Annotated in this window: 19 protein-coding genes and 1 pseudogene; 12 read left to right on the forward strand and 8 right to left on the reverse strand. The window is 75.7% G+C overall.

Annotated features, from left to right (window positions below; genetic code table 11):
* Nucleotides 1-23: 23 nt before the first annotated feature.
* Nucleotides 24-620, reverse strand: coding sequence for a TetR/AcrR family transcriptional regulator (locus ABD160_RS22705; RefSeq protein WP_344025750.1), 597 nt, complete (start codon nucleotides 618-620; stop codon nucleotides 24-26).
* A gap of 47 nt (nucleotides 621-667) precedes the next feature.
* Nucleotides 668-2,563 (reverse strand): flavin-containing monooxygenase, encoded by a 1,896-nt coding sequence (locus ABD160_RS22710; protein ID WP_344025752.1) that lies wholly within the window; start codon nucleotides 2,561-2,563, stop codon nucleotides 668-670.
* A 164-nt stretch (nucleotides 2,564-2,727) separates the two neighbouring features.
* Between ABD160_RS22710 and ABD160_RS22715 the strand changes: the two genes are divergently transcribed.
* Nucleotides 2,728-3,378 carry a nitroreductase family protein gene (locus ABD160_RS22715; RefSeq protein WP_344025754.1) on the forward strand — a complete coding sequence of 217 codons (651 nt, stop codon included), beginning with the start codon at nucleotides 2,728-2,730 and terminating at the stop codon, nucleotides 3,376-3,378.
* A 37-nt stretch (nucleotides 3,379-3,415) separates the two neighbouring features.
* Complete coding sequence (locus ABD160_RS22720) at nucleotides 3,416-4,966, forward strand: class I adenylate-forming enzyme family protein (RefSeq protein WP_344025756.1); 1,551 nt, start codon at nucleotides 3,416-3,418, stop codon at nucleotides 4,964-4,966.
* 19 nt (nucleotides 4,967-4,985) lie between these two features.
* Here ABD160_RS22720 and ABD160_RS22725 read toward each other — a convergent pair.
* A pseudogene (locus tag ABD160_RS22725) lies at nucleotides 4,986-5,872 on the reverse strand (oxidoreductase).
* Nucleotides 5,873-5,997: 125 nt separating this feature from the next.
* On the opposite strand from ABD160_RS22725, the gene ABD160_RS22730 reads away from it, so the two are divergent.
* A complete protein-coding gene (locus tag ABD160_RS22730; protein ID WP_344025758.1) occupies nucleotides 5,998-6,390 on the forward strand; it encodes a winged helix-turn-helix transcriptional regulator in 393 nt (130 codons plus the stop codon).
* 10 nt (nucleotides 6,391-6,400) lie between these two features.
* On the opposite strand, the gene ABD160_RS22735 is transcribed toward ABD160_RS22730, so the two are convergent.
* Together ABD160_RS22735 and ABD160_RS22740 are read right to left on the reverse strand one after the other, a co-directional pair.
* Complete coding sequence (locus tag ABD160_RS22735; RefSeq protein WP_344025760.1) at nucleotides 6,401-7,051, reverse strand: LuxR C-terminal-related transcriptional regulator; 651 nt, start codon at nucleotides 7,049-7,051, stop codon at nucleotides 6,401-6,403.
* Complete coding sequence (locus ABD160_RS22740; RefSeq protein WP_344025762.1) at nucleotides 6,991-8,217, reverse strand: sensor histidine kinase; 1,227 nt, start codon at nucleotides 8,215-8,217, stop codon at nucleotides 6,991-6,993. Before ABD160_RS22740 ends, ABD160_RS22735 begins: the two co-directional genes overlap by 61 nt.
* Before the next feature lie 107 nt (nucleotides 8,218-8,324).
* Between ABD160_RS22740 and ABD160_RS22745 the strand changes: the two genes are divergently transcribed.
* Together ABD160_RS22745 and ABD160_RS22750 are read left to right on the forward strand one after the other, a co-directional pair.
* Nucleotides 8,325-8,963, forward strand: coding sequence for a hypothetical protein (locus ABD160_RS22745; RefSeq protein ID WP_344025764.1), 639 nt, complete (start codon nucleotides 8,325-8,327; stop codon nucleotides 8,961-8,963).
* A gap of 100 nt (nucleotides 8,964-9,063) precedes the next feature.
* Complete coding sequence (locus ABD160_RS22750) at nucleotides 9,064-9,753, forward strand: DUF899 domain-containing protein (protein ID WP_344025766.1); 690 nt, start codon at nucleotides 9,064-9,066, stop codon at nucleotides 9,751-9,753.
* 71 nt (nucleotides 9,754-9,824) lie between these two features.
* Here the strand turns inward: ABD160_RS22750 and ABD160_RS22755 are convergent, their stop codons facing one another.
* The 3 genes from ABD160_RS22755 to ABD160_RS22765 form a co-directional block, all read right to left on the reverse strand.
* Complete coding sequence (locus tag ABD160_RS22755; protein ID WP_344025768.1) at nucleotides 9,825-10,073, reverse strand: hypothetical protein; 249 nt, start codon at nucleotides 10,071-10,073, stop codon at nucleotides 9,825-9,827.
* Nucleotides 10,070-10,702 carry a VOC family protein gene (locus tag ABD160_RS22760; RefSeq protein ID WP_344025770.1) on the reverse strand — a complete coding sequence of 211 codons (633 nt, stop codon included), beginning with the start codon at nucleotides 10,700-10,702 and terminating at the stop codon, nucleotides 10,070-10,072. The genes ABD160_RS22755 and ABD160_RS22760 overlap by 4 nt, the downstream gene beginning before the upstream one ends.
* Before the next feature lie 74 nt (nucleotides 10,703-10,776).
* A complete protein-coding gene (locus tag ABD160_RS22765; RefSeq protein ID WP_344025772.1) occupies nucleotides 10,777-11,493 on the reverse strand; it encodes a TetR/AcrR family transcriptional regulator in 717 nt (238 codons plus the stop codon).
* Nucleotides 11,494-11,604: 111 nt separating this feature from the next.
* Here ABD160_RS22765 and ABD160_RS22770 point away from each other — a divergent pair, with 111 nt between their 5' ends.
* From ABD160_RS22770 to ABD160_RS22800, 7 genes are all read left to right on the forward strand, one after another.
* Nucleotides 11,605-13,020: a cytochrome P450 gene (locus ABD160_RS22770; RefSeq protein WP_344025774.1), complete on the forward strand. Its 1,416-nt coding sequence runs from the start codon at nucleotides 11,605-11,607 to the stop codon at nucleotides 13,018-13,020.
* A gap of 20 nt (nucleotides 13,021-13,040) precedes the next feature.
* Entirely contained in the window at nucleotides 13,041-14,108 is a 1,068-nt protein-coding gene (locus ABD160_RS22775) for an acyl-CoA dehydrogenase family protein (protein WP_344025776.1), read from the forward strand.
* Nucleotides 14,108-15,394, forward strand: a complete 1,287-nt coding sequence (locus tag ABD160_RS22780; protein WP_344025778.1) for a PIG-L family deacetylase — start codon at nucleotides 14,108-14,110, stop codon at nucleotides 15,392-15,394. Before ABD160_RS22775 ends, ABD160_RS22780 begins: the two co-directional genes overlap by 1 nt.
* Nucleotides 15,391-16,137: a glycosyltransferase family 2 protein gene (locus ABD160_RS22785; RefSeq protein WP_344025780.1), complete on the forward strand. Its 747-nt coding sequence runs from the start codon at nucleotides 15,391-15,393 to the stop codon at nucleotides 16,135-16,137. Before ABD160_RS22780 ends, ABD160_RS22785 begins: the two co-directional genes overlap by 4 nt.
* Entirely contained in the window at nucleotides 16,134-17,315 is a 1,182-nt protein-coding gene (locus ABD160_RS22790; protein ID WP_344025782.1) for an NAD(P)/FAD-dependent oxidoreductase, read from the forward strand. The genes ABD160_RS22785 and ABD160_RS22790 overlap by 4 nt, the downstream gene beginning before the upstream one ends.
* 286 nt (nucleotides 17,316-17,601) lie before the next feature.
* Entirely contained in the window at nucleotides 17,602-18,336 is a 735-nt protein-coding gene (locus ABD160_RS22795) for an ANTAR domain-containing protein (protein ID WP_344025784.1), read from the forward strand.
* 43 nt (nucleotides 18,337-18,379) lie between these two features.
* Complete coding sequence (locus ABD160_RS22800) at nucleotides 18,380-19,039, forward strand: HAD family hydrolase (protein WP_344025786.1); 660 nt, start codon at nucleotides 18,380-18,382, stop codon at nucleotides 19,037-19,039.
* The last annotated feature ends 52 nt before the right edge of the window (nucleotides 19,040-19,091 follow it).

Below are 19,091 nucleotides of genomic sequence, written 5' to 3' on the forward strand. Positions count from 1 at the left end.
TTCGCCCAGGGCGTAACCGCGGGTCAGGGATGCAGCCCGGCGAACAGCAGGGTGGTGTAGGTGGCGACGACGTCGTCGGTGTCCTCGTCGGCGCTGCCCCTGATCCAGCCGCTGACGCCGTTGAGCATGTCGAGGATGCCCAGCGCGGCCAGGGTGGGGTTGAGCTCCCGGAACTCGCCGCTGCGCATCCCGGCGGCGAGCACGTCGCGCACCCGGCGGTGGTAGTAGTGCAGGTAGCCGTCGATGTCCGCGCGGTGCTCGGCGGTGAGCGCCGGCCGCTCGTGCAGCCCGACCAGGTACTCGACGTGCCGGTGCAGCAGGTGCCGGACGTGCGCCCGGACGAGCGCGGTCAGCCGCTCGGTGGGGGTCCCGGCGGCGTCGAGCAGCGGCAGGTTCTGCTCGACCGGTTCCCGGGTCACCGTCAGGCAGATCGCGTAGAGGATCTCCTCCTTGGAGGAGAAGTGGTGGTACAGGCTGGCGCTGCGGATCCCGATGGTGGTGGCGATGTCGCGCATCCCGACGGCGGCGTAGCCCTGGTCGGCGAAGATCCGGGCCGCGGCGCTGACGATCTCGGTCCGCCGCTGGGCGGTGGGCTTCCTGCGGCCGGCCGGTTCCTGCACGGGTCCCAGTGTGGCGGGCGGCCGCGGCGACGGCGCCGGAAGGCCGGTCATCGGGCGACGGCCGGCGCGGTGCGCTCGACGTGGAAGTCCGCGAGATCGGCCTCGTGCGTCATCCGCCAGTAGTCGACGACCTGCCAGGGCATCGTCGAGACGATCCGGCCGTCGGCGTTGCGGTACCAGTTGGTCATCCCGGGATGGGTCCACAGCATGCGGGCGTGCGCCTCGTCGTGCCGGCGGGTGTACTCGCGCTCCACCTCGGCCCGCACCTCGACGGCCCGCAGGTCGTCGCGGACCATCCGGCGCAGCAGGTCGACGATGTAGCGGACCTGGCACTCGGCGACGGTGATGAAGCTGCCGCCGTGGCCGAGTGCGGTGCCCGGGCCGCAGGTGAGGAACAGGTTGGGGAAGCCGGGCACGGTGATCCCGAGGTGCGCGTGCGCATCCTGCGGTCCCCAGACGTCGGCCAGCCGCACCCCGGCCCGGCCCCGGATCTCGATCGGCCACAGGAAGCGGTGCGTGTGGAAGCCGGTGGCCAGGACGATCACGTCGGCCCCGGTCACCGTGCCGCCGTCGCCGACCAGGCCGGTCGGGGTGATCTCGGCGACCCCCTCGGCGACCAGCTCCACGTCGTCCCGGCGCAGCGTGCGGTACCAGCCGTTGTCCAGCAGCATCCGCTTGCCGAACGGCGGGTAGCCGGGCAGCGACTTCGCCACCAGGTCCGGCCGGCCGGCCAGCTCGGACTCCAGGTAGCGGGTGAAGACGCGGCGGTGCGCGTCGTTGACGGCGTTGACCGAGCGGTCCGGGTGCTCCCAGTCCGGGTCGACCTGCAGGCTCGGGTGGACCCGGTCGTTGAAGTTCCACGCCAGCCGGGCCCGGTACCAGCCCCGGTAGTACGGGACCCGGTTCATCAGCAGGTGCACGGCCTCGTCGATGCGCTCGAAGTAGACGTCGCTGGGCGCGATCCACTGCGGCGAGCGCTGGTAGACGGTCAGCGCTCCGGCCGTGTCCGCGATCGCCGGGACGACCTGCATGGCGCTGGCACCGGCCCCGACGACGGCGACCCGGCGGCCGGTCAGGTCCAGGCCGGACGGCCACCGGGCGGTGTGGAAGATCGGCCCGGTGAAGGTGTCCAGGCCGGGGATCTCCGGCACCCGGGGCCGGTTCAGCGCCCCGGTGGCACTGATCAGCACGGACGCGGTGACGGTGTCGCCGTCGGCGGTGCGGACCGTCCAGGTCGCGTCCTGTTCGTCGTAGTCGGCGGCGACGACCTCAGTGCCGAACCGGATCACCCGGCGCAGGTCGTAGGCGTCGGCGATCCCGCGCAGGTACTCCTCGACCTCGTCGCGCTTGCCGAAGTGGGTGCTCCAGTCCCGCGGCGCGAAGGAGTAGGAGTAGAGGTGGCTGGGAGTGTCGACGCCCGCGCCGGGATAGGTGTTCTCCCACCAGCCGCCGCCGACCTCGGTGTTCTTCTCCAGCACGACGTGCTCGACGCCCGCCTCGCGCAGCCGGATCGCGGCCAGCATGCCGGACACGCCGGCCCCGATGATCACCGCGGTGATGCCGGTCGGCCCGATCGGGACGGCGGGGGGCCGAGTGAAGCCGAGGTCCTCGGCGAGCATCTCGGCGTAGTCGGGTGTCGCCGGCTCCCCGTTGGCCAGGCTCAGCAGCTCCCGCATCAGCTCGCCGGTGGGGGCCGGGATCGCGACCGGGGCGCCCTGCTCGTGCGCGAGGACGGCGTCGAGCACCGCCTGCCGGATCTCGGCGGCCACCTCGGGGGCGAAGCCGCCGGAGTCGTTGTCGTCCATCCCCCGGCTGCGGGTGGGCCGGTAGGGCTCGGCCAGCCACCGGCGGTCCCCGGTGAGCTGCACGAGCACCGGAAGCAGCGAGGGCAGGTTGGCGTGCTCGAGCGCGCGGGCGAGCTCGGCGCCGGTGGTCGCGGACATGCGCTCCCCTACGGTCAACTTCAATCTAACAGTGGATAGGTTAGGTCGCCCCGCCTCCGGCGTCCAGTGCCCGGTCGTGCCGTCATCTGGGCTCTTGACACCCCCCGGGGAGTCGCAGCAGTATCGCCGCCAGAAACCTAACTGTGGATAGGTAGGAGTTGGCGATGGAGCTGACCGAGGCCATGCGGACCGTGGGTACCTGCCGGTACTTCACCGACCAGCCGGTTCCGGACGACGTGCTGCACCGGGCGTTCGAGGTCGCGCGGTTCGGCCCGCAGGGCGGCAACCGCCAGCCGGTGCGCTGGGTGGTGGTGCGCGACGCCGCGCGCAAGCAGGCGCTCGCGGACCTGTACCTGCCGATGTGGAAGGCCTATCTCGGTGCCATCGGGGACGGCACGGTCAACGTCGGCGCGCTGCCGAAGACCGTGCGGGACGCCGACCACTTCGCGGAGAACCTGGCGAGGGTGCCGGCGATCGTCGTCGTCTGCGCCGAGATCGACGGCCTGCACCCGACCGACCTGGAGCTCGACCGGCTCTCCGTGGTCGGCGGCGCCTCGATCTACCCGACGGTGCAGAACCTCTGCCTGGCGCTGCGCGACCAGGGTGTCGGCTCGGCCGTCACCACGCTGCTCTGCCACCACGAGGAGAAGGTGCGCGAACTGCTGGAGGTCCCGGACGGGGTGCTCACCGCCGCGCACGTCGCGATCGGCTACCCGGCCAAGGGCTTCCCGAGCAGGCTGACCCGGTCCGCGGTGGAGGACACCGTCTCGGCCGAGACCTACGGCAGGCCGCTCTTCGCGGCCTCGGCCGTCTGACCGCCCGCCCGACCGCACCAGCCCGAAGGACTCCCCCGTGGCCGATCTCGCCCCGCACCACCGCACCCTGCTGGGTCGCGCGACCATCGGCGACCAGCTGCGCCGGCACGCCAGGACCCGGCCGGACAAGGTCGCGTTCGTCGCCTACGCGGTCGACGGCACCCGCACCGAGACGACCTACGCGCAGCTCGACGAGCGCGCCAACCGGTACGCGCACCTGTTCACCTCGCGCGGCATCGGGCACGGCGACCGGATCGCGTCGATGGCGCGCAACAGCGTGGAGGTCGTCGCGGCCTACTACGGCGCACTGAAGATCGGCGCGGCGTTCACCGGCGTCAACCCGCTGTACCGGGAGGCCGAGATCGGCCATCAGCTGCGGCACAGCCGGGCCCGGCTGGTGCTCACCGACGAGGCGTTCGCCGGGCCGGTCGCCGCCGTGCTCCCCGACGGCGCCGGGCAGCTCGGCTACGGGCCGGAGCTCGACCGGCTGCTCGCCGCCCGGCCCACCGACGAGCCGGTGGCCGATCTCGACGAGAACGACGTCGCGCTGGTCGTCTACACCTCCGGCACCGAGGCCGCGCCGAAGGGCGTGCTCATCCCGCACCGCAACTACCTCGCGTCCACCGCCCCGGCGTGGGGCTGGGGGCTGGCGACCGGGCCCGACGACACCTGGCTGTTCGTGATGCCCTTCCACACGATCGCCGGTCTCGGCTCGATGACCAGCCTCACCCTGATGGGCGCCACCCTGGTGCTGCCCGCCACGGCGGAACCGGCGACCGCGGTCGGCATCATCGGCCGGGAACGGGTCACCGTGATCGCCCAGACGCCGACCTTCTACATCGCGCTGGCCGGGCAGGACGGGTTCGGCCCGGAGTCGGTCGGGCAGGTCCGCCGCTGCATGACCTACGGCGGGCAGATCCCGCCGCACGTCATCGAGGCCTGGTCCGCCGCGGCGCCGGAGGTGCTGTGGGGCACCTACTGGGGCCAGTCCGAGCTCTCCCAGCTGGGCACGGTCGGCTTCTTCCGCACGCTCGACGACGTGCCCGACGGTGACCCGACCTGGATCGGGAAGCCGGTCACCCACCTGGAGATCCGGGTGGTCGACGCCGAGGACCGGGACGCCGAGGTCGGCGAGCTGATCTGCCGGACCCCCTCGGCGATGCTCGGCTACCTCGACGATCCGGAACGCACCGCCGAGGTGTTCCGGGACGGCTGGGTGCGCACCGGGGACATGGTCCGGATCGACGCCGAGGGGAACCTGTTCTTCCACGACCGGCTCAAGGACATGATCAAGTCGGGTGGGATGAACGTGTCCAGCCAGGAGGTCGAGCGGGTGGTCCACGAACACCCGGCGGTCGCCAGGGCGGCGGTCGTCGGGATGCCGGACCCGTACTGGTCGGAGGCGGTGACCGCGTTCGTCGTCGTGCAGCCCGGCCGGGAGCTGGAGCCCGACGAGCTGATCGCGCACTGCCGGGAGCGGCTGGCCGTCTTCAAGGTGCCCAAGGCGGTGCACCTGGTCGAGGAGCTGCCGGTCGATCCGCAGGGCAAGATCCTCAAGCGCCGGCTCCGGGACGGCGCACCCGCCTGAGCCGGGCCGGGCCGGGCGGTCACGGCCCGGTGCCGATCCGGTCCAGCTCGGCCAGGTCCTGCCCGGTCAGCACGGTCGCGGCACCGGCGGCGTTCTCCCGCAGGTGCGCCACCGACGACGTGCCGGGGATCAGCAGGATGTTCGGCGAGCGCTGCAGCAGCCAGGCCAGCGCGACCGCCATCGGGCCGACGCCCCGGCGGGCCGCCACGCCGGCGAGCAGCGAGGACTGCAGCGGGGTGAACCCGCCCAGCGGGAAGAACGGCACGTAGGCGATGCCGGCGGCGGCGAGCTCGTCGATCAGGTCGTCGTCGGTGCGGTGGGCCAGGTTGTAGAGGTTCTGCACGCAGGCCACCGGTGCGATGGTCCGCGCCTCGGCGACCTGCTCGGGGGTGGCGTTGCTGACGCCGAGCCGGCGGATCAGGCCGTCGCGCTGCAGCTCGGCGAGCGTGCCGAACGCCTCGGCGAGCGAGCCGGGCCGGGCCGGGGACCATCGGCGTCGCCGAGCCGGAGGTTCACCAGGTCGAGGGTGTCGACGCCGAGACCACGCAGGTTCGCGGTGACGGCCTCGCGCAGCGCCTGCGGATCGCGGGCGGGCGGCCAGCCGCCCTGCGCGTCGCGGGTGGCGCCGACCTTGGTCGCGATCCGTAGCTGCCCGGGGTAGGGGTGCAGCGCCTCGCGGATCAGCTCGTTGGTGACGCGCGGCCCGTAGGCGTCGGCGGTGTCGATGTGGGTGATGCCGAGCTCGACGGCCGCGCGCAGCACGGCCAGCGCTCCGTCGCGGTCGGCGGGCGGGCCCATCACCCACGGGCCGGCGAGCTGCATCGCGCCGTAGCCGAACCGGGTGACGGTCAGGTCGTCGCCCAGTTCCCAGGTGCCACCGGGGAGGGCGGTGGAGAGCGTGCTCATCGGGCTGCCTCTCGTCGTGCGGGGGTGGCGCCGGCCGGCGCCCTGCTTCACGATGGTCGGGCAGCTCTCCGATGGGAAGCAGGCACCTGGAAGTGCGTAGGGCACCCGGGGGGAAGCAGGTGGGGATGGCGACGACGACGGCGGCGGAGCGGCGGGCACGGGCCAGGGTGGAGTACGACGCCTTCCTGGCGGTGTGCCCGAGCAGGCAGCTGCTCGACCGGATCTCCGACAAGTGGGTGACGCTGGTCCTCTGCGGACTCGGCGATGGGCCGCTGCGGTTCTCCGAGCTGTCCCGGCAGCTGGCCGGGGTCAGCCAGAAGATGCTCACCCAGACCCTGCGCTCGCTGGAGCGCGACGGCCTGCTCACCCGCACCGCGACGGCGACCGTGCCGGTGACCGTCAGCTACGAGCTCACCGACCTGGGCCGGTCCCTGCACGGGGCGATCCGCGGACTCAAGGCGTGGGCCGAGACGCACATGGACGACGTGCTCGCGCACCGGGCCGCCCACGACGGCTGAACCCGCCGGTTCAGGTCCGGTGCTCCAGATAGGCGAGCACGGCGAGCACCCGCCGGTTGTCGTCCTCTCCGGGGGCCAGCCCGAGCTTGTCGAAGATGCTCGCGCTGTGCTTGCTGACGGCCTTCTGGCCGACCGCCATCCGGGCGGCGATCCCGGCGTTCGTCCGGCCCTCTGCCATCAGCGCCAGCACCTCCGACTCCCGGGCGGTGAGCCGGTGCAGCGGGTCGTCGCGGGTCCGCGGCGCGAGCAGCTGCGCGATCACCTCCGGATCGATCGCGGTGCCGCCTGCGGCGACCGTACGGACCGCCTCGACGAACCGGCCGACGTCCATCACCCGGTCCTTCAGCAGGTAGCCGACCCCGCCGCCGCCGTCGGCGAGCAGGTCGCGCGCGTAGAGCGGCTCGACGTGCTGGGAGAGCACCAGTACCGGCAGGCCGGGGGTGCGGGCACGGGCCGCGATCGCCGCGCGCAGGCCCTCGTCGGTGAACGAGGGCGGCAGCCGCACGTCGACCACGGCCACGTCGAACGCGTGCCGGGCCAGGGCGTCGACCAGCAGCGGGCCGGTGCCCACGGCGTCCACCACCTCGGCGCCGTGGGCGGTCAGGAGACGGACGATCCCGTCCCGGAGGAGGGCGAGATCCTCGGCGACGACGGCTCGCACGGCACCTCCATCCGGATCTCGGTCGGTCCCCCGCCGGGGCTGCTGATCCCGATCCGGCCGTCGAGCGCGCCGAGCCGGGTGCGGATGCCGTCCAGGCCGCTGCCCGGGGTGGGCGCGGCGCCGCCGGTGCCGTCGTCGACGAGGCGGGCGTGCACGGCGCCGTCGCAGTGGCGAAGGGTCAGCCGGGCGCGGTCGGCCCCGGAGTGCCGGTTGACGTTGGTGAGTGCCTCGGCGAGCGCGAAGTACACCGCGGTCTCGACGGTCGGCGCGAGCGCGGGCACGTCGACGTGCTGCTCGACCGGGACCCGGGAGCGCAGGCAGAGCGCACGGACCGCATCGGCGAGGCCGCGTTCGGCGAGCACCGGCGGCCGGATCCCGCGGACGGTGGCCCGCAGCTCCTGCAGGGTCTGGGCGACCGTCTGCTCGGCCTCGGCGAGCAGCGCGTCGGCCTGGTCCGGATCGGCCCGCAGCACCGAGCGGGCCAGGCCGATCGTCATCCCGGTGGCGACGACGTGCGCCTGGGTGCCGTCGTGCAGGTCCCGCTCGACCCGGCGGATCAGCTGGTCCTGCGCCTCGACGGTCTCGGTGCGCGACCGGGCGAGCTCGGCCACCCGGTGCGCGAGCAGCTCGTCGGGCCGGGCACCGAGCAGCCGGCCCGACACCCGGGCGAGCGCCCGGCAGATCGGGTGCAGCATCAGCAGCGGTGCGAGCAGCAGCGCGTACCCCGGCAGGAGGAGCAGCGGGGCGCCGCTGTCGATCATCCGGGTCGCGATCACCAGCGGCGCACCGAGCAGCAGCACGACGGTGGCCGCGGCCACCGTCTCCCAGAGCAGCCAGCCCAGCTGACGCCGGAACGTGCGGCTGCGCAGCATCCGCAGGAAGCGGCGGCGCAGCAGCGGCCCGGCCACCGCGGGATCGGCGTCCGGCGGCTCGTCGATCCGGACGCCCAGCAGCCGGCCCGCCCACCGGCGTTCGGCGCCGGCGAGCCTGCGGACCAGCGCGTGCGCCCCCAGCAGCACCGGGACCCCTAGGCCCAGTACCGGCAGCAGCAGCATTCCGGCGACGACCAGGACCAGCAGGATCGGCGCGGCGGCGAACCCGGCCAGGACCAGCCTGCCGATCCCGGCCAGTCCGATCCGCACCCCGATCCCGATGTTCCGCAACACCCGTCCATTGTGTCCCGGAATCGCCCCCGGCGGGGTGGAGGAAACTCCACCCCCGGGGTGGTCGCAGCATCCTCCCGCGGCCCTGGTCCGGTGCCGAGGATCGGACCATGGCGGTGACGATCCATCTGACGAACCAGCTGACCAGCCGGCTCACGACCCCGCTGGAGGCGCTGCCCGGCCCGCTGCTGCTGGTGGTGCTGGCGACCGCGCTCACCGTGGAGTCCGGGCTGCTCGCCGGGGTGCTCGTGCCCGGGACGGCGCTGGCGCTCGGGGCGGGCGCGCTCGCCGTACCGGTGGGGCTGCCGCTGCCGCTGGTCTGCGTGGCCGCCGCGACCGGCGCGGTGGCGGGCGGACAGCTCGGGTACCGGATCGGCAGGCGGCGGGCCGGGCGCCCGGCGCCGTTCGCCGGGACCGGGCGGCTCCCGTTCGGGCTGTGGGAGCGGGCCGCCGCGGCGCTGCGGCACCGGCCGCTGGTCGCGGTCGCCGCCGGGCAGTGGCTGTCCTACGGCCGGATCGTGGTGCCCCGGACCACCGGCTGGGCGGGGGCGGCCGCGCCGCACGCGTTCACCGTCGTCCACTCGGTGTCGGCGACCACCTGGGCGGCCGCGCTGACCACGCTCGGGCACCATGCCGGGGAGGCCGCCCGGGACGGCGTCGCGCTCGCACTCGGGCTGCCGGCTCTCGCCGTGGTCGCCGTGGTCGCCGTGCTGGCGGCCGCACGGCGGGCCGGACAGCGGGCGGGATGACCGCCGGGCGGCGGGACGGGCGCGCGGCGGCGCCGACCGATGAGTTCGGGACGCGGCGGCGGTCCACCCGGTGAACAGCCCACGACCGAGGGGACCCGCCATGACCACGTACGCCCAGCCACCCGTCGTCGACGCCGAGACCTGGCAGCGCGAGCTCGCCGCGCTGCGGGTGCGGGAGAAGGCCGCCACCCGCGAGCTCGACGCGATCGCCGCGCAGCGCCGCCGGCTGCCGATGGTGCGGATGCCCGACTACCTGCTCGACGGCGCGGACGGCCCGGTCCGGCTCGCCGACGTGTTCGACGGCCGGTCCCAGCTGATCGTCTACAACCACATGTGGCATCCCGGCGCGCAGTGGCAGTGCGGCGGCTGCACCGGCTTCACCTCGCAGTTCACCCGGCTGGAGTTCCTCGCGAACATCGACGCCCGGTTCGTGATCGTCACCCAGGGGCCGATCGACGAGGCACTCGCCTACGCCGACCGGGTCGGGAACACGATGACCTGGTACTCCACCGCGAACAGCCCGTTCGGCGCCGACGTCGGCGCCCCGCCGGACGGCGGGTTCGCGGTGAACGTGTTCCTGCGCGACGGGGACACCGTGTACCGGACCTGGCACACCGACGGGCGCGGCACCGAGCAGCTGTCCTACACGTTCCCGCTGGTCGATCTGCTCCCCTACGGCCGGCAGGAGGTGTGGCAGGACTCGCCGGACGGGTGGCCGCAGTCGCCGACCTACCACTGGTGGCCGGACTCGCCGGACATCGCCGCGGCCTACGGCGGCGCCCGGACGTGAGGTCGTCCGGGCGCCGCCGGTGCCGGCTCAGCGCGGGCGTCCCGCGACGCCGGCCGGGCCGGGCCGGCCGGTCAGTCCGGGGCCACCCGCAGCGCGTCCTTGTCGTGCTGGACGATCCGGCTGCCCGGGGACACCCCGGCGACGCAGGAGTACCAGACGGCGTGCCGGCAGCCGGTGGCCCGGCGGTCGATCACGACCTCGTCGGCGGACCGGATCGCGAAGTACGGCCCGATCCGGTCGACGACGGTCTCCGGGGCGCCCGCGGCGACCGTCGCCACCGCGGTGTTCTCCGGGACGTCGAGCACGTAGAGGACGGTCATCGCGGCGCCGCCGCCCAGTCCGCGGCCCGCTCGACGATCAGCTCGGCCTTGCGCGCGAGCAGCTTGCCGAAGCTCGGCTCCGGGGCGCCGACGACGTCGAGCAGCGCGTCGATGGTCAGGTTCGCGTCCAGGTCCTCCTGCGGCGTGACCGGCCGCATCGCCCGGGTGATCTCGAAGAAGTAGCCGTTGGGGTCGTGGGTGTAGATCGACTCGATGGTCTCGTGCCGGATCTGCATCTGCACCGGCCACTCGCTGTCGTCGAGCCGGCGCCGGTACTCCAGCAGGTCCTGCTCGCTCTCCACGTGGATCGCCAGGTGCCGGGAGCGCACGAAGAACTCCGGGACGTCGGCGCCGAAGCGGGCGTACGCGTCGCCCCGGGCGCCCGGCGCGCCGCCGACCGAGGGATCGGTGCCGAAGTAGTAGAAGAACGCGATCCGGTCGTCGTTGCCGATGTCGAAGAAGAAGTGGACGAAGTCCGGGTGCTCCTCGGGACCCCAGCCCGCCGCGCAGATCGAGTGCACCACCGGGAAGCCGAGGACGTCCCGGTAGAAGCGCACGGTCCCCGCCGGGTCGAAGGTCGGGAACGCGACGTGGTCGACGCCCCGCACCCGGTGGTCCAGCTCGGTCATGTCCTGCCTCCGTCGTGCCGCGTTCCGGTGCGGCCGACGGTACGAGTGTTAAACGACCGAGTCAACAGTTCGACCTACTCGTCGAGAAGTCGCTCCAGGTGGTCCAGGTCCTGGCGGAGCAGCTTCAGCGCCGCCGCCGGGCCGTCGCCGTCCGGGACCCGGTCGTCGGCCCGCTGCAGCGCGCCGACCGCCATGTCGGCCAGCCCCTCGGCGACCACCGCCGGATCGTCGCGGCCGCCCGGATGGAACCACCAGGCCACCCAGTTGCACATGCCCAGCACGCCGAGCGCCGCCAGCCGCGGATCGACCGGGCGGAACCGGCCGGCCCGCACCCCCTCGTCGACCACCCCGGACACCACCGCGAGCACCGAGCGGCGGCTCGCGGTGTAGGCCGCGGTGAGCTCGGCGGGCAGCTCGGCCTCCGAGCGGATCAGCAGCCGGAACCGCTCCGGCTGCCGGGTCTGCCGCGCCACCAGCACCGACACCACCCCGCGCAGCTTGCGGACCGGATCCGGGTCGGTCCGCTCGACGACCTCCGCGAGATCGGCCAGCGGACCCTCGGTGACCTCGGAGACCAGCTTGGCGAGCAGCTCGTCCTTGCTGCGGACGTAGTAGTAGAGGGCCGGGCGGGTGATCCCGAGCGCGTCGGCGATGTCCTGCAGGCTGGTGCCGGCGAACCCGCGCTCGGCGAACAGCCGGGTGGCGTGCTCGTAGATCTCGTTCTCCACGAGCTCGCGGCGCGCGGTGTTCGCCCGGGCGCCACCTGACCTGCGGGGAGCACTGGCACTCATGGGGCCCGATCGTAGAGGTGGGCCCCGCCCGGGCACCGGGCCGACGGGCCGGCCGGGCACCGGGCGCACCGGGCCCGGATTCGGCGCGCGCACAGCGGGTAGCGGGGCACCATGCCCGCTCCGACGCAGAACCGGACCGAGACCACCACCGGCCCGTCCCGACCCACCGGCACAGACCTGCCGGTGCTCTCCCGCGCCGACACCGCCCGCCTGCTGGGCACCGCGCTCGGCCCGATCGTCGCGCAGGGGGTGATCGCCCGCCGGCCGAAGGTCGTCGCGGCCGCGGGCCGGCTCGGCACCGACGACCGGTCGGTGCGGCTGCTGCAGCGGCTGCGCGACCGCTACGGCGACGGCCCGGTGCGGGTCCCTGCCCCCGGCAGGCCCAGCGCGCTGGTGCTCGACGCCGCCGGGGTGCGCCGGGTCCTGGAGGACGGGCCGGAGCCGTTCACCCCGGCGTCCTGGGAGAAGCGCGGCGCGCTCGGCCACTTCCAGCCGCACGGCGTGCTCATCTCGCAGGGCGCCGCCCGCGCCGAGCGCCGCCGGTTCAACGAGGCCGTGCTCGACACCGGGTCCCCGCTGCACGCGCAGGCCGGTGACATCGCCGCCGTCGTCCGCCAGGAGACCGGGCAGCTGCGCGACGACGCGGTCCGCACCGGGGCGTTCGACTGGGACGCCTTCGTCGTCGCCTGGTGGCGGATCGTGCGCCGGATCGTGCTCGGCGACGGCGCCCGCGAGGACCACGGGCTCACCGACACGCTGACCCGGCTGCGCCGCCGCGGCAACTGGTCGCACCTGGCGCCGCGCAGCGAGCAGCTGCGGGAACGCTTCGCCTCCGGGGTGCGCAGCCACCTGCGGCGGGCCGAGGAGGGCAGCCTCGCCGCCCGGATCGCGCAGACCGCACCCGACCCGGACGACGGCACCACCCCCGAGGACCAGATCGGGCACTGGCTGTTCGCCTGGGACCCGGGTGCCGCGGTGACGCTGCGCGCGCTGGCGCTGCTCGCCACCCATCCCGAGGTGCGCGGGCGGGCCCGCGCCGAGATGGCGGCCGAGGGACCCGCCGACCGGCCGCGGGAGCTGTCCGTGCTGCGCTCGGCGGTGCTGGAGTCGACCCGGCTCTGGCCGACCACCCCGCTGCTGATCCGGGAGTCCACCGCGGACACCGACTGGCCCGGCGGCACGCTGCCGGCCGGCACGTCGCTGCTGGTGCCGACCTGGTTCCTGCACCGCGACGACCGCCGCCGCGACGACGCCGACCGGCTCGACGTGCAGCAGTGGCTCGACGGCAGCGCCCGCGACGACTGGATGCTGACCCCGTTCAGCGGCGGGCACGCCGCCTGCCCGGGCCAGGAGCTGGTGCTGTTCGTCGCCTCGACGGTGCTCGCGACGCTGCTGGAGGACCATCACGCGGTGCTGCTGCCGCCGGAGTCGTTCGACGCCGGGCAGCCGCTGCCGCGCGGGCTCAACCCGTACGCGCTGCGGTTCGGCCTCGCCCGCGCCGCGGCCGGGACGGGTTTGGAACGCTGATCTCCGGTCATCCGGGGAGGGTGCGTTCCACCTCAGAACCCGCCCCGGCCGGTGTCGCCGGAACCGGCCGGATCCTCGATCCGGTTCCCGCCCCGGACGGTGCGCCCGAGCCGTTCCCGGTGACCGCGGCGACCGTGCTCGCCGCACTGGTCGACGCCGGCGAGCTCGACCTCCCGCTGCCCGGGTCCGGCGCGACGGCCCAGCGCTGGGCCCGGCTGGCCGGGCTCGGCCGCCGCGACCTGTCGGTGGCCCGGCTCGCCGAGGGGCACACCGACGCGGTCGCGATCCTCGCCGGGTTCGGCCGGACCGCCCGCCCGGGCGCCCGGCTCGGGGTGTGGGCGTCCCGGGCCGGCGGCGGTGCCCGGATCGGCCCCGACCCCGGCACCGGCACCGGCGGGCCGCGGCTGACCGGCACCCTCCGGTTCTGCTCCGGCACCCACGTGCTGGACCGGGCACTTCTCGTCGCCGGCGCGGACGACGGGAGCACCCGGCTGGTGGAGCTCGACCTGCACGACCCGCGCGTCGAGCGGCGCGCCGGCAGCTGGCGGGCGCCCGGGATGGCGGCCGCCGACACCCACGACGTCGTGCTGCACGACGTGCCGGTCCCGCCGGGCGCCGTGCTCGGCGGCCCGGACGCCTACACCGACCGGCCCGGTTTCGCGCACGGCGGCGCCGGGGTGGCCGCGGTCTGGCTCGGCGGCGCCGCCGGGATCGTCGACGAGATCGCCGCCGCGCTGCGGCCCGGGACCGGCGGGCCGGGATCCGGCGACCCGCACCGGCTCGCCGCGCTCGGCGGGATGCACGCCGCCGTCGCCGCCGCCGACGCGCTGCTGCACGCCACCGCCGCGCGGATCGACGCGGAGCCGGACGATCCGCAGCACGGCGCGGTCGCGACCGTGCGGGCCGCCGTCGAACGGGCCTGCCGCACGGTGCTCGACGCCGCCCCGGAGTGCGCCGGGGTGAGCACCCTCGCCGGGTCCGCCGGGCTCACCGCCCGGCTCGCCGACCTGCAGGTCTACCTGCGCCAGCACCACGGCGACCGGGACCGGGCCGAGCTGGGCAGGCTCCTGCTGGGCGGGGCCGCGTGATGGAGCCGCGGCACACCGCGGACGTCTGGGAGGACGCCGCCGAGACCCTCGCGCACCGCGAGCTGGACCCGTCCGGCTTCCGCAGGCTGGTCGTGGTCAGCGCGCACCCCGACGACGAGACCCTGGGCGCCGCCGGGCTGCTCCGCGCGGTCGCGGCCGCGGGCGGCACCGTGGAGCTGGTGCTGGCCAGCGACGGCGAGGCCGCGCTGCCCGAGGTCACCGGCACCGACCGGGCCGCGCTGGCCCGCACCCGGCTGCGCGAGCTGGCCGACGCGCTCGCCGCGCTGGAGGTCCCGGCCACCGTGCACCGGCTCGGGATGCCCGACTCCGGCCTGCGCACCGACGAGCTGACCGCGGCGCTGGGCCCGCTGCTGGCCGGCGCCGACGCCTGGATCTCGCCGTGGCGGGAGGACCCGCATCCCGATCACGCCGCCGTCGGCCGGGCCTGCGTCGCGGCCGCGCCGGTGTCCGCGCGCGGGTTCGGCTTCCCGATCTGGGCGCGCACCCGGTTCGACCCGACCGATCCGGTCGTCCCCTGGGACCGCGGCTACCGGCTGCGGCTCTCCGAGGCCGACCGGGCGGCGAAGCGCCGCGCGCTCGACGCGCACGTCTCGCAGCGCACGGTCCCGCCCGGCGGGCACCGCCCGGTGCTCTCCGCGGCGACGCTCACGCACTTCCTGGGCCACCGCGAGATCTACTTCCGGGAACCGTCCGCGGACGGCGCGCCGATCGAGCTGTTCGCCGGCCTCTACCGCGACGGCGCGGACCCGTGGCAGGTGCGGACCTCCTGGTACGAGCGCCGCAAGCGGGACGTGCTGCTCGCCGCGCTGCCCCGGGAACGCTACCGGCTGGCCGCCGAGCCCGGCTGCGGGCTGGGCGAGCTGACCCACGCACTCGCCGGGCGCTGCGACCGGCTGGTCGCCACCGACGCCGTCGAGGAGGCGGTGGCGGCCGCCGCGGCGCGGGTCGCCGGCCTGCCGTCGGCCCGGGTGTCCCGGTCCGACGTGGACGACCCGCGGGCGCTGCCGGACGGCGCCGACCTGATCGTGCTCTCCGAGCTGCTCTACTACCTGCCGCCGGAGCGGATCGACGCGGTGCTCGACCGGGCCGCCGCGGCGCTGCGCCGGGACGGCGACCTGGTGGTGGCGCACTGGCGGCAGTGGCCCGCCGAGGCGCCGGCCGACGGTGCCGCCGTGCACCGGCGGATCGTCGGCGACGACCGGTTCACCCCGCTCGTCGAGCACCTCGACGAGGACTTCCTGCTGCACGTGGTGCGCCACCGGTGAGGCCGGTCGAGGCCGTCGGCGTGCTGGTTCCCGCGCACGACGAGGCGGCGACCGTCGGCGCCTGCGTCCGGTCCGTGCTCACCGCGCTGGACGCCGTCCCCGGGCTGCGGGTGCGCGCGCTGTGCGTGCTCGCCGACCGGTGCTCGGACGGCACCGCGGACCGGGCCCGGGACGCGATCGCCCGGCACCCGGCCGGCGCCCGGGTGCGGCACGCCGTGCTGGAGACCCGGCCGGGCGAGCCGGCCGCCCCGGTGGGCGCGACCCGGGGCCGGGCCGCGGACGCGGTGCTCGGGCTGCTCGGGCCGTCCGGCACCGGGCCCGGCCGGACCTGGCTGCTCAGCACCGACGCCGACTGCACCGTGCGGCCCGGCTGGGTGCGCGGCCATCTGCTGCGCGCCGACGCCGGCGCGGACGCGGTGATCGGCGGGGTGGTGCTCGACCTGCCCGGTTACCCGGTGCCGCCCGGCGAGCCGCCGCCACCGGACCGACCGGTGTACGCGGCGAACCTCGGGGTGCGGGCGACCGCGTACACCGGCGTGGGCGGCTTCCCCGAGATCGACTGCGGGGAGGACCACGGGATCGTCGCCCGGTTGCGGGCCGGCGGGTACCGGGTGCTCCCCGGCCCGGTCGGCGACGTCCGGACCAGCGCCCGGACCACCGGGCGGGCCCGCGGCGGGCTCGCCGACCTGCTGGCCCGGCACGCAGGTGTCGAACCCCGGGCCGCGGGTAGCCCGGTGGCATGAACGCGCCCGTCACGACGGCCGGGCTGCTGATCGTCGGCGGCGGCCCCGCCGCACACCACGCGGCGATCGCCTACCGCGAGCACGGCGGCCCCGGCCCGGTCCTGCTGGTCTCCGACGACGACACCCCGCCCTACTTCCGGCCCCCGTTGTCCAAGGAGCTGCTGCGCGGCGGGACCGACGGGCCGGACCTGCTGCTCCCCGGCCGGACCGGGGCCGAGGTCCGCACCGGGCGCCGCGTCGAGTCGCTGTCCGTCGCGGACCGGCTGGCCCGGCTCGACGACGGCGGCACCGTCGCCTTCCGGCAGTGCCTGCTCGCCACCGGATCGGCGGCCGCCGCGCTGCCGGTCCCCGGCGCGGACACCGCGCTGTACCTGCGCACCCTCGCCGACGCCCGGACCCTGGACGAGCGGATCGGGTACGCCGGATCGGCGATCGTCGTCGGCTCCGGGTTCATCGGCTGCGAGGCGGCCGCCTCGCTGGCCCGGCGCGGGCTGCGGGTCACCGTGTGCAGCGACGAGCGGGTGCCGCAGGCGGCCCGGCTCGGCGACGCGGTCGGCGACCGGCTCGCCGGCTGGCTGGCCGAGGAGGGCGTCACGCTGCGCGGCGGCGCCGAGGTCACCGGGATCGGGACGACCGCGTCCGGCCGGGTGGTGCAGCTGCGCGACGCCGAGCCCGAGCTCGCCGACGTGGTGCTGGTCGCGGCCGGGGCGACCCCGCGGGCCGGGCTCGCCGCGGACGCCGGGATCGCGGTGCGGTCCGGCCGGGTGGTCGTCGACGAGCGGATGCGCAGCTCCGCCCCCGGCGTGTTCGCCGCCGGGGACGTCGCGCTGGCGTACAACGCCGCCGCCGGCAGGCACCTGGCCGTCGAGCACTGGGGGGAGGCCGAGGCGATGGGTACGGTCGCCGGGACGACCGCCGCAGGCGGCGACGCCCGCTGGGACTCCCCGCCCGGGTTCTGGACCGTGATCGGCGACCGCACGCTCAAGTACACCGCCTGGGGCGACGGGTTCGACGAGGTCGCGCTCGAGTCGCACGACGGCGGCGGGTTCACCGCCTGGTACCGGTCCGGCGGCGTCGTCTGCGGGGTGGCCACCCATCTCGCCGACGGCGACCACGAGCGGGGCACCGAACTCGTCCGGCGCGGGGCGACGTCGACCGGACGGCCGGACGGCCGGTGACCGTCCGCAGCGGAGTCGCCCGGCCGTGGTCCGGCCGGGGCACCGCGTTGCCGGGGGGCCGTCGACTGTCCTAGATTCGCCCCGAGCACCCGGGGCCCAGCGGCCCCGGGGGCGTCGCCCCGAGGCCGGATCGACCGGCCCGCTTCCCGGGCCCGCCCGCGACGGCCGGGCCGGGGAGTCCGACAGCGCACCAGGGCGCTGCCGGTCACGCGCCCGGTCCCGGGTCCCGACGACGCGTCGTCCGCCGGGACCGCCGTGGCGCCGCCGGCGGCCCCGCGGAGGTCAGATGCGATCCGGAGCCGAGGCACGGGCGTTGCGCGCCGTCCACGACGGCCCGCTGTTCCACGCGACCCGGTCCCCGTACCTGATCCTGGACCGGGAGCTGCGGGTGCACGCGGCGAACCCGGCCTACCACGCGGTGACCCAGCGCGAGCCCGGCGAGCTCGACGGCCGGCTGCTGTTCGACGTGCTGCCCGACGATCCGCAGCGGCCCGGCTCGGACGGCGTCGCCCGGCTGACCGCGTCGCTGCTGCGGGTGCTGCGCAGCGGCGAGCGGGACCACATGGGTCTGCAGCGCTACGACATCCCGGCGCCCCGGGCCGGATCGGGGCACCTGCGGAAGCTGTGGGTGGCGGTGAACTCGCCGGTGCGCGACGCGGCGGACCGGACGATCGGGGTCCTGGTGCACGTCGAGGACGTCACCGAGCTGTGGGCCCGGCGGCGCGGCGGGCCGCTCCCGGAGCCCGGGCCCGCGGACGGGCCGGCGGACGGGCCCGCCGCGGACCCGATCAGCGCGACCGCGCTGGCCAGGGAGGTCGCCGCGGAGAACCGCAGGCTGCGGCACCGGTTCGACCGGCACGTCGTGATCGAGCAGGCGAAGGGCGTGCTGATGGCCACCCGTGGCTGCGGCCCGGACGAGGCGTTCGCGCTGCTGCGCGAGCTCTCCCAGGTGACGAACAACAAGCTGTGGCAGGTGGCCCGGACGGTGATCGACGAGTCGATCGGGAGCGGCGCGGGCTGAGAACCGGCGGAGTGGACCGGCCCGGACCGGGTACGCGGGGCGGATGACCACGCCGGACACCGCGGTGATCGACGTCGACGGGACCCTCGTCGACACCAACTACCAGCACGCGATCGCCTGGTCCCGGGCGTTGCGCCGGTTCGGCCGCACGGTGCCGCTGTGGCAGCTGCACCGCGCCGTCGGGATGGGCGGCGACCAGCTCGTCCCGGCCGTCGCCGGGGACCGCTTCGAGGCCGAGCACGGCGACGACGCCCGCGCCGCCTGGAAGGAGGAGTTCGAGCCGCTGCTGCCCGAGGTGGCGGCGCTGCCGGGGGCCCGCGAGCTGCTCGCCGACCTGTCCGGCGGGTACGGCCTGAGCGTGGTGCTGGCGAGCTCGGGCGCGCCCGAGCACGTGCACGCCTACCTGGAGCTGTTCGACGGCCGCTCGCTCGCCCGCGAGTGCCTGACCCGGGACGACGTGACCCGGACCAAGCCCGATCCGGAGCTGGTCCGGGTCGCGCTGCGCCGGGTCGCCGGATCGGCCGGGTTCGTCGTCGGGGACTCGGTGTGGGACGTGCGCGCCGCGGTCGGCGCCCGCTGCCCGGCCTACGCCGTGCGGACCGGCGGCTACGGCGACGACGAGCTGCGCGGGGCCGGCGCGCAGGACGTGTTCGACTCGCTCGACGAGCTGCGCGGCGCGCTCCCCCGGATCCTGCGCGGCTGACCGGGGGCGCGCCGGGCGGGCGGCGATGACGTCACGCAACGCATCTCTTGAC

Source organism: Pseudonocardia kongjuensis (assembly GCF_039526905.1).
Classification (GTDB): domain Bacteria; phylum Actinomycetota; class Actinomycetes; order Mycobacteriales; family Pseudonocardiaceae; genus Pseudonocardia; species Pseudonocardia kongjuensis.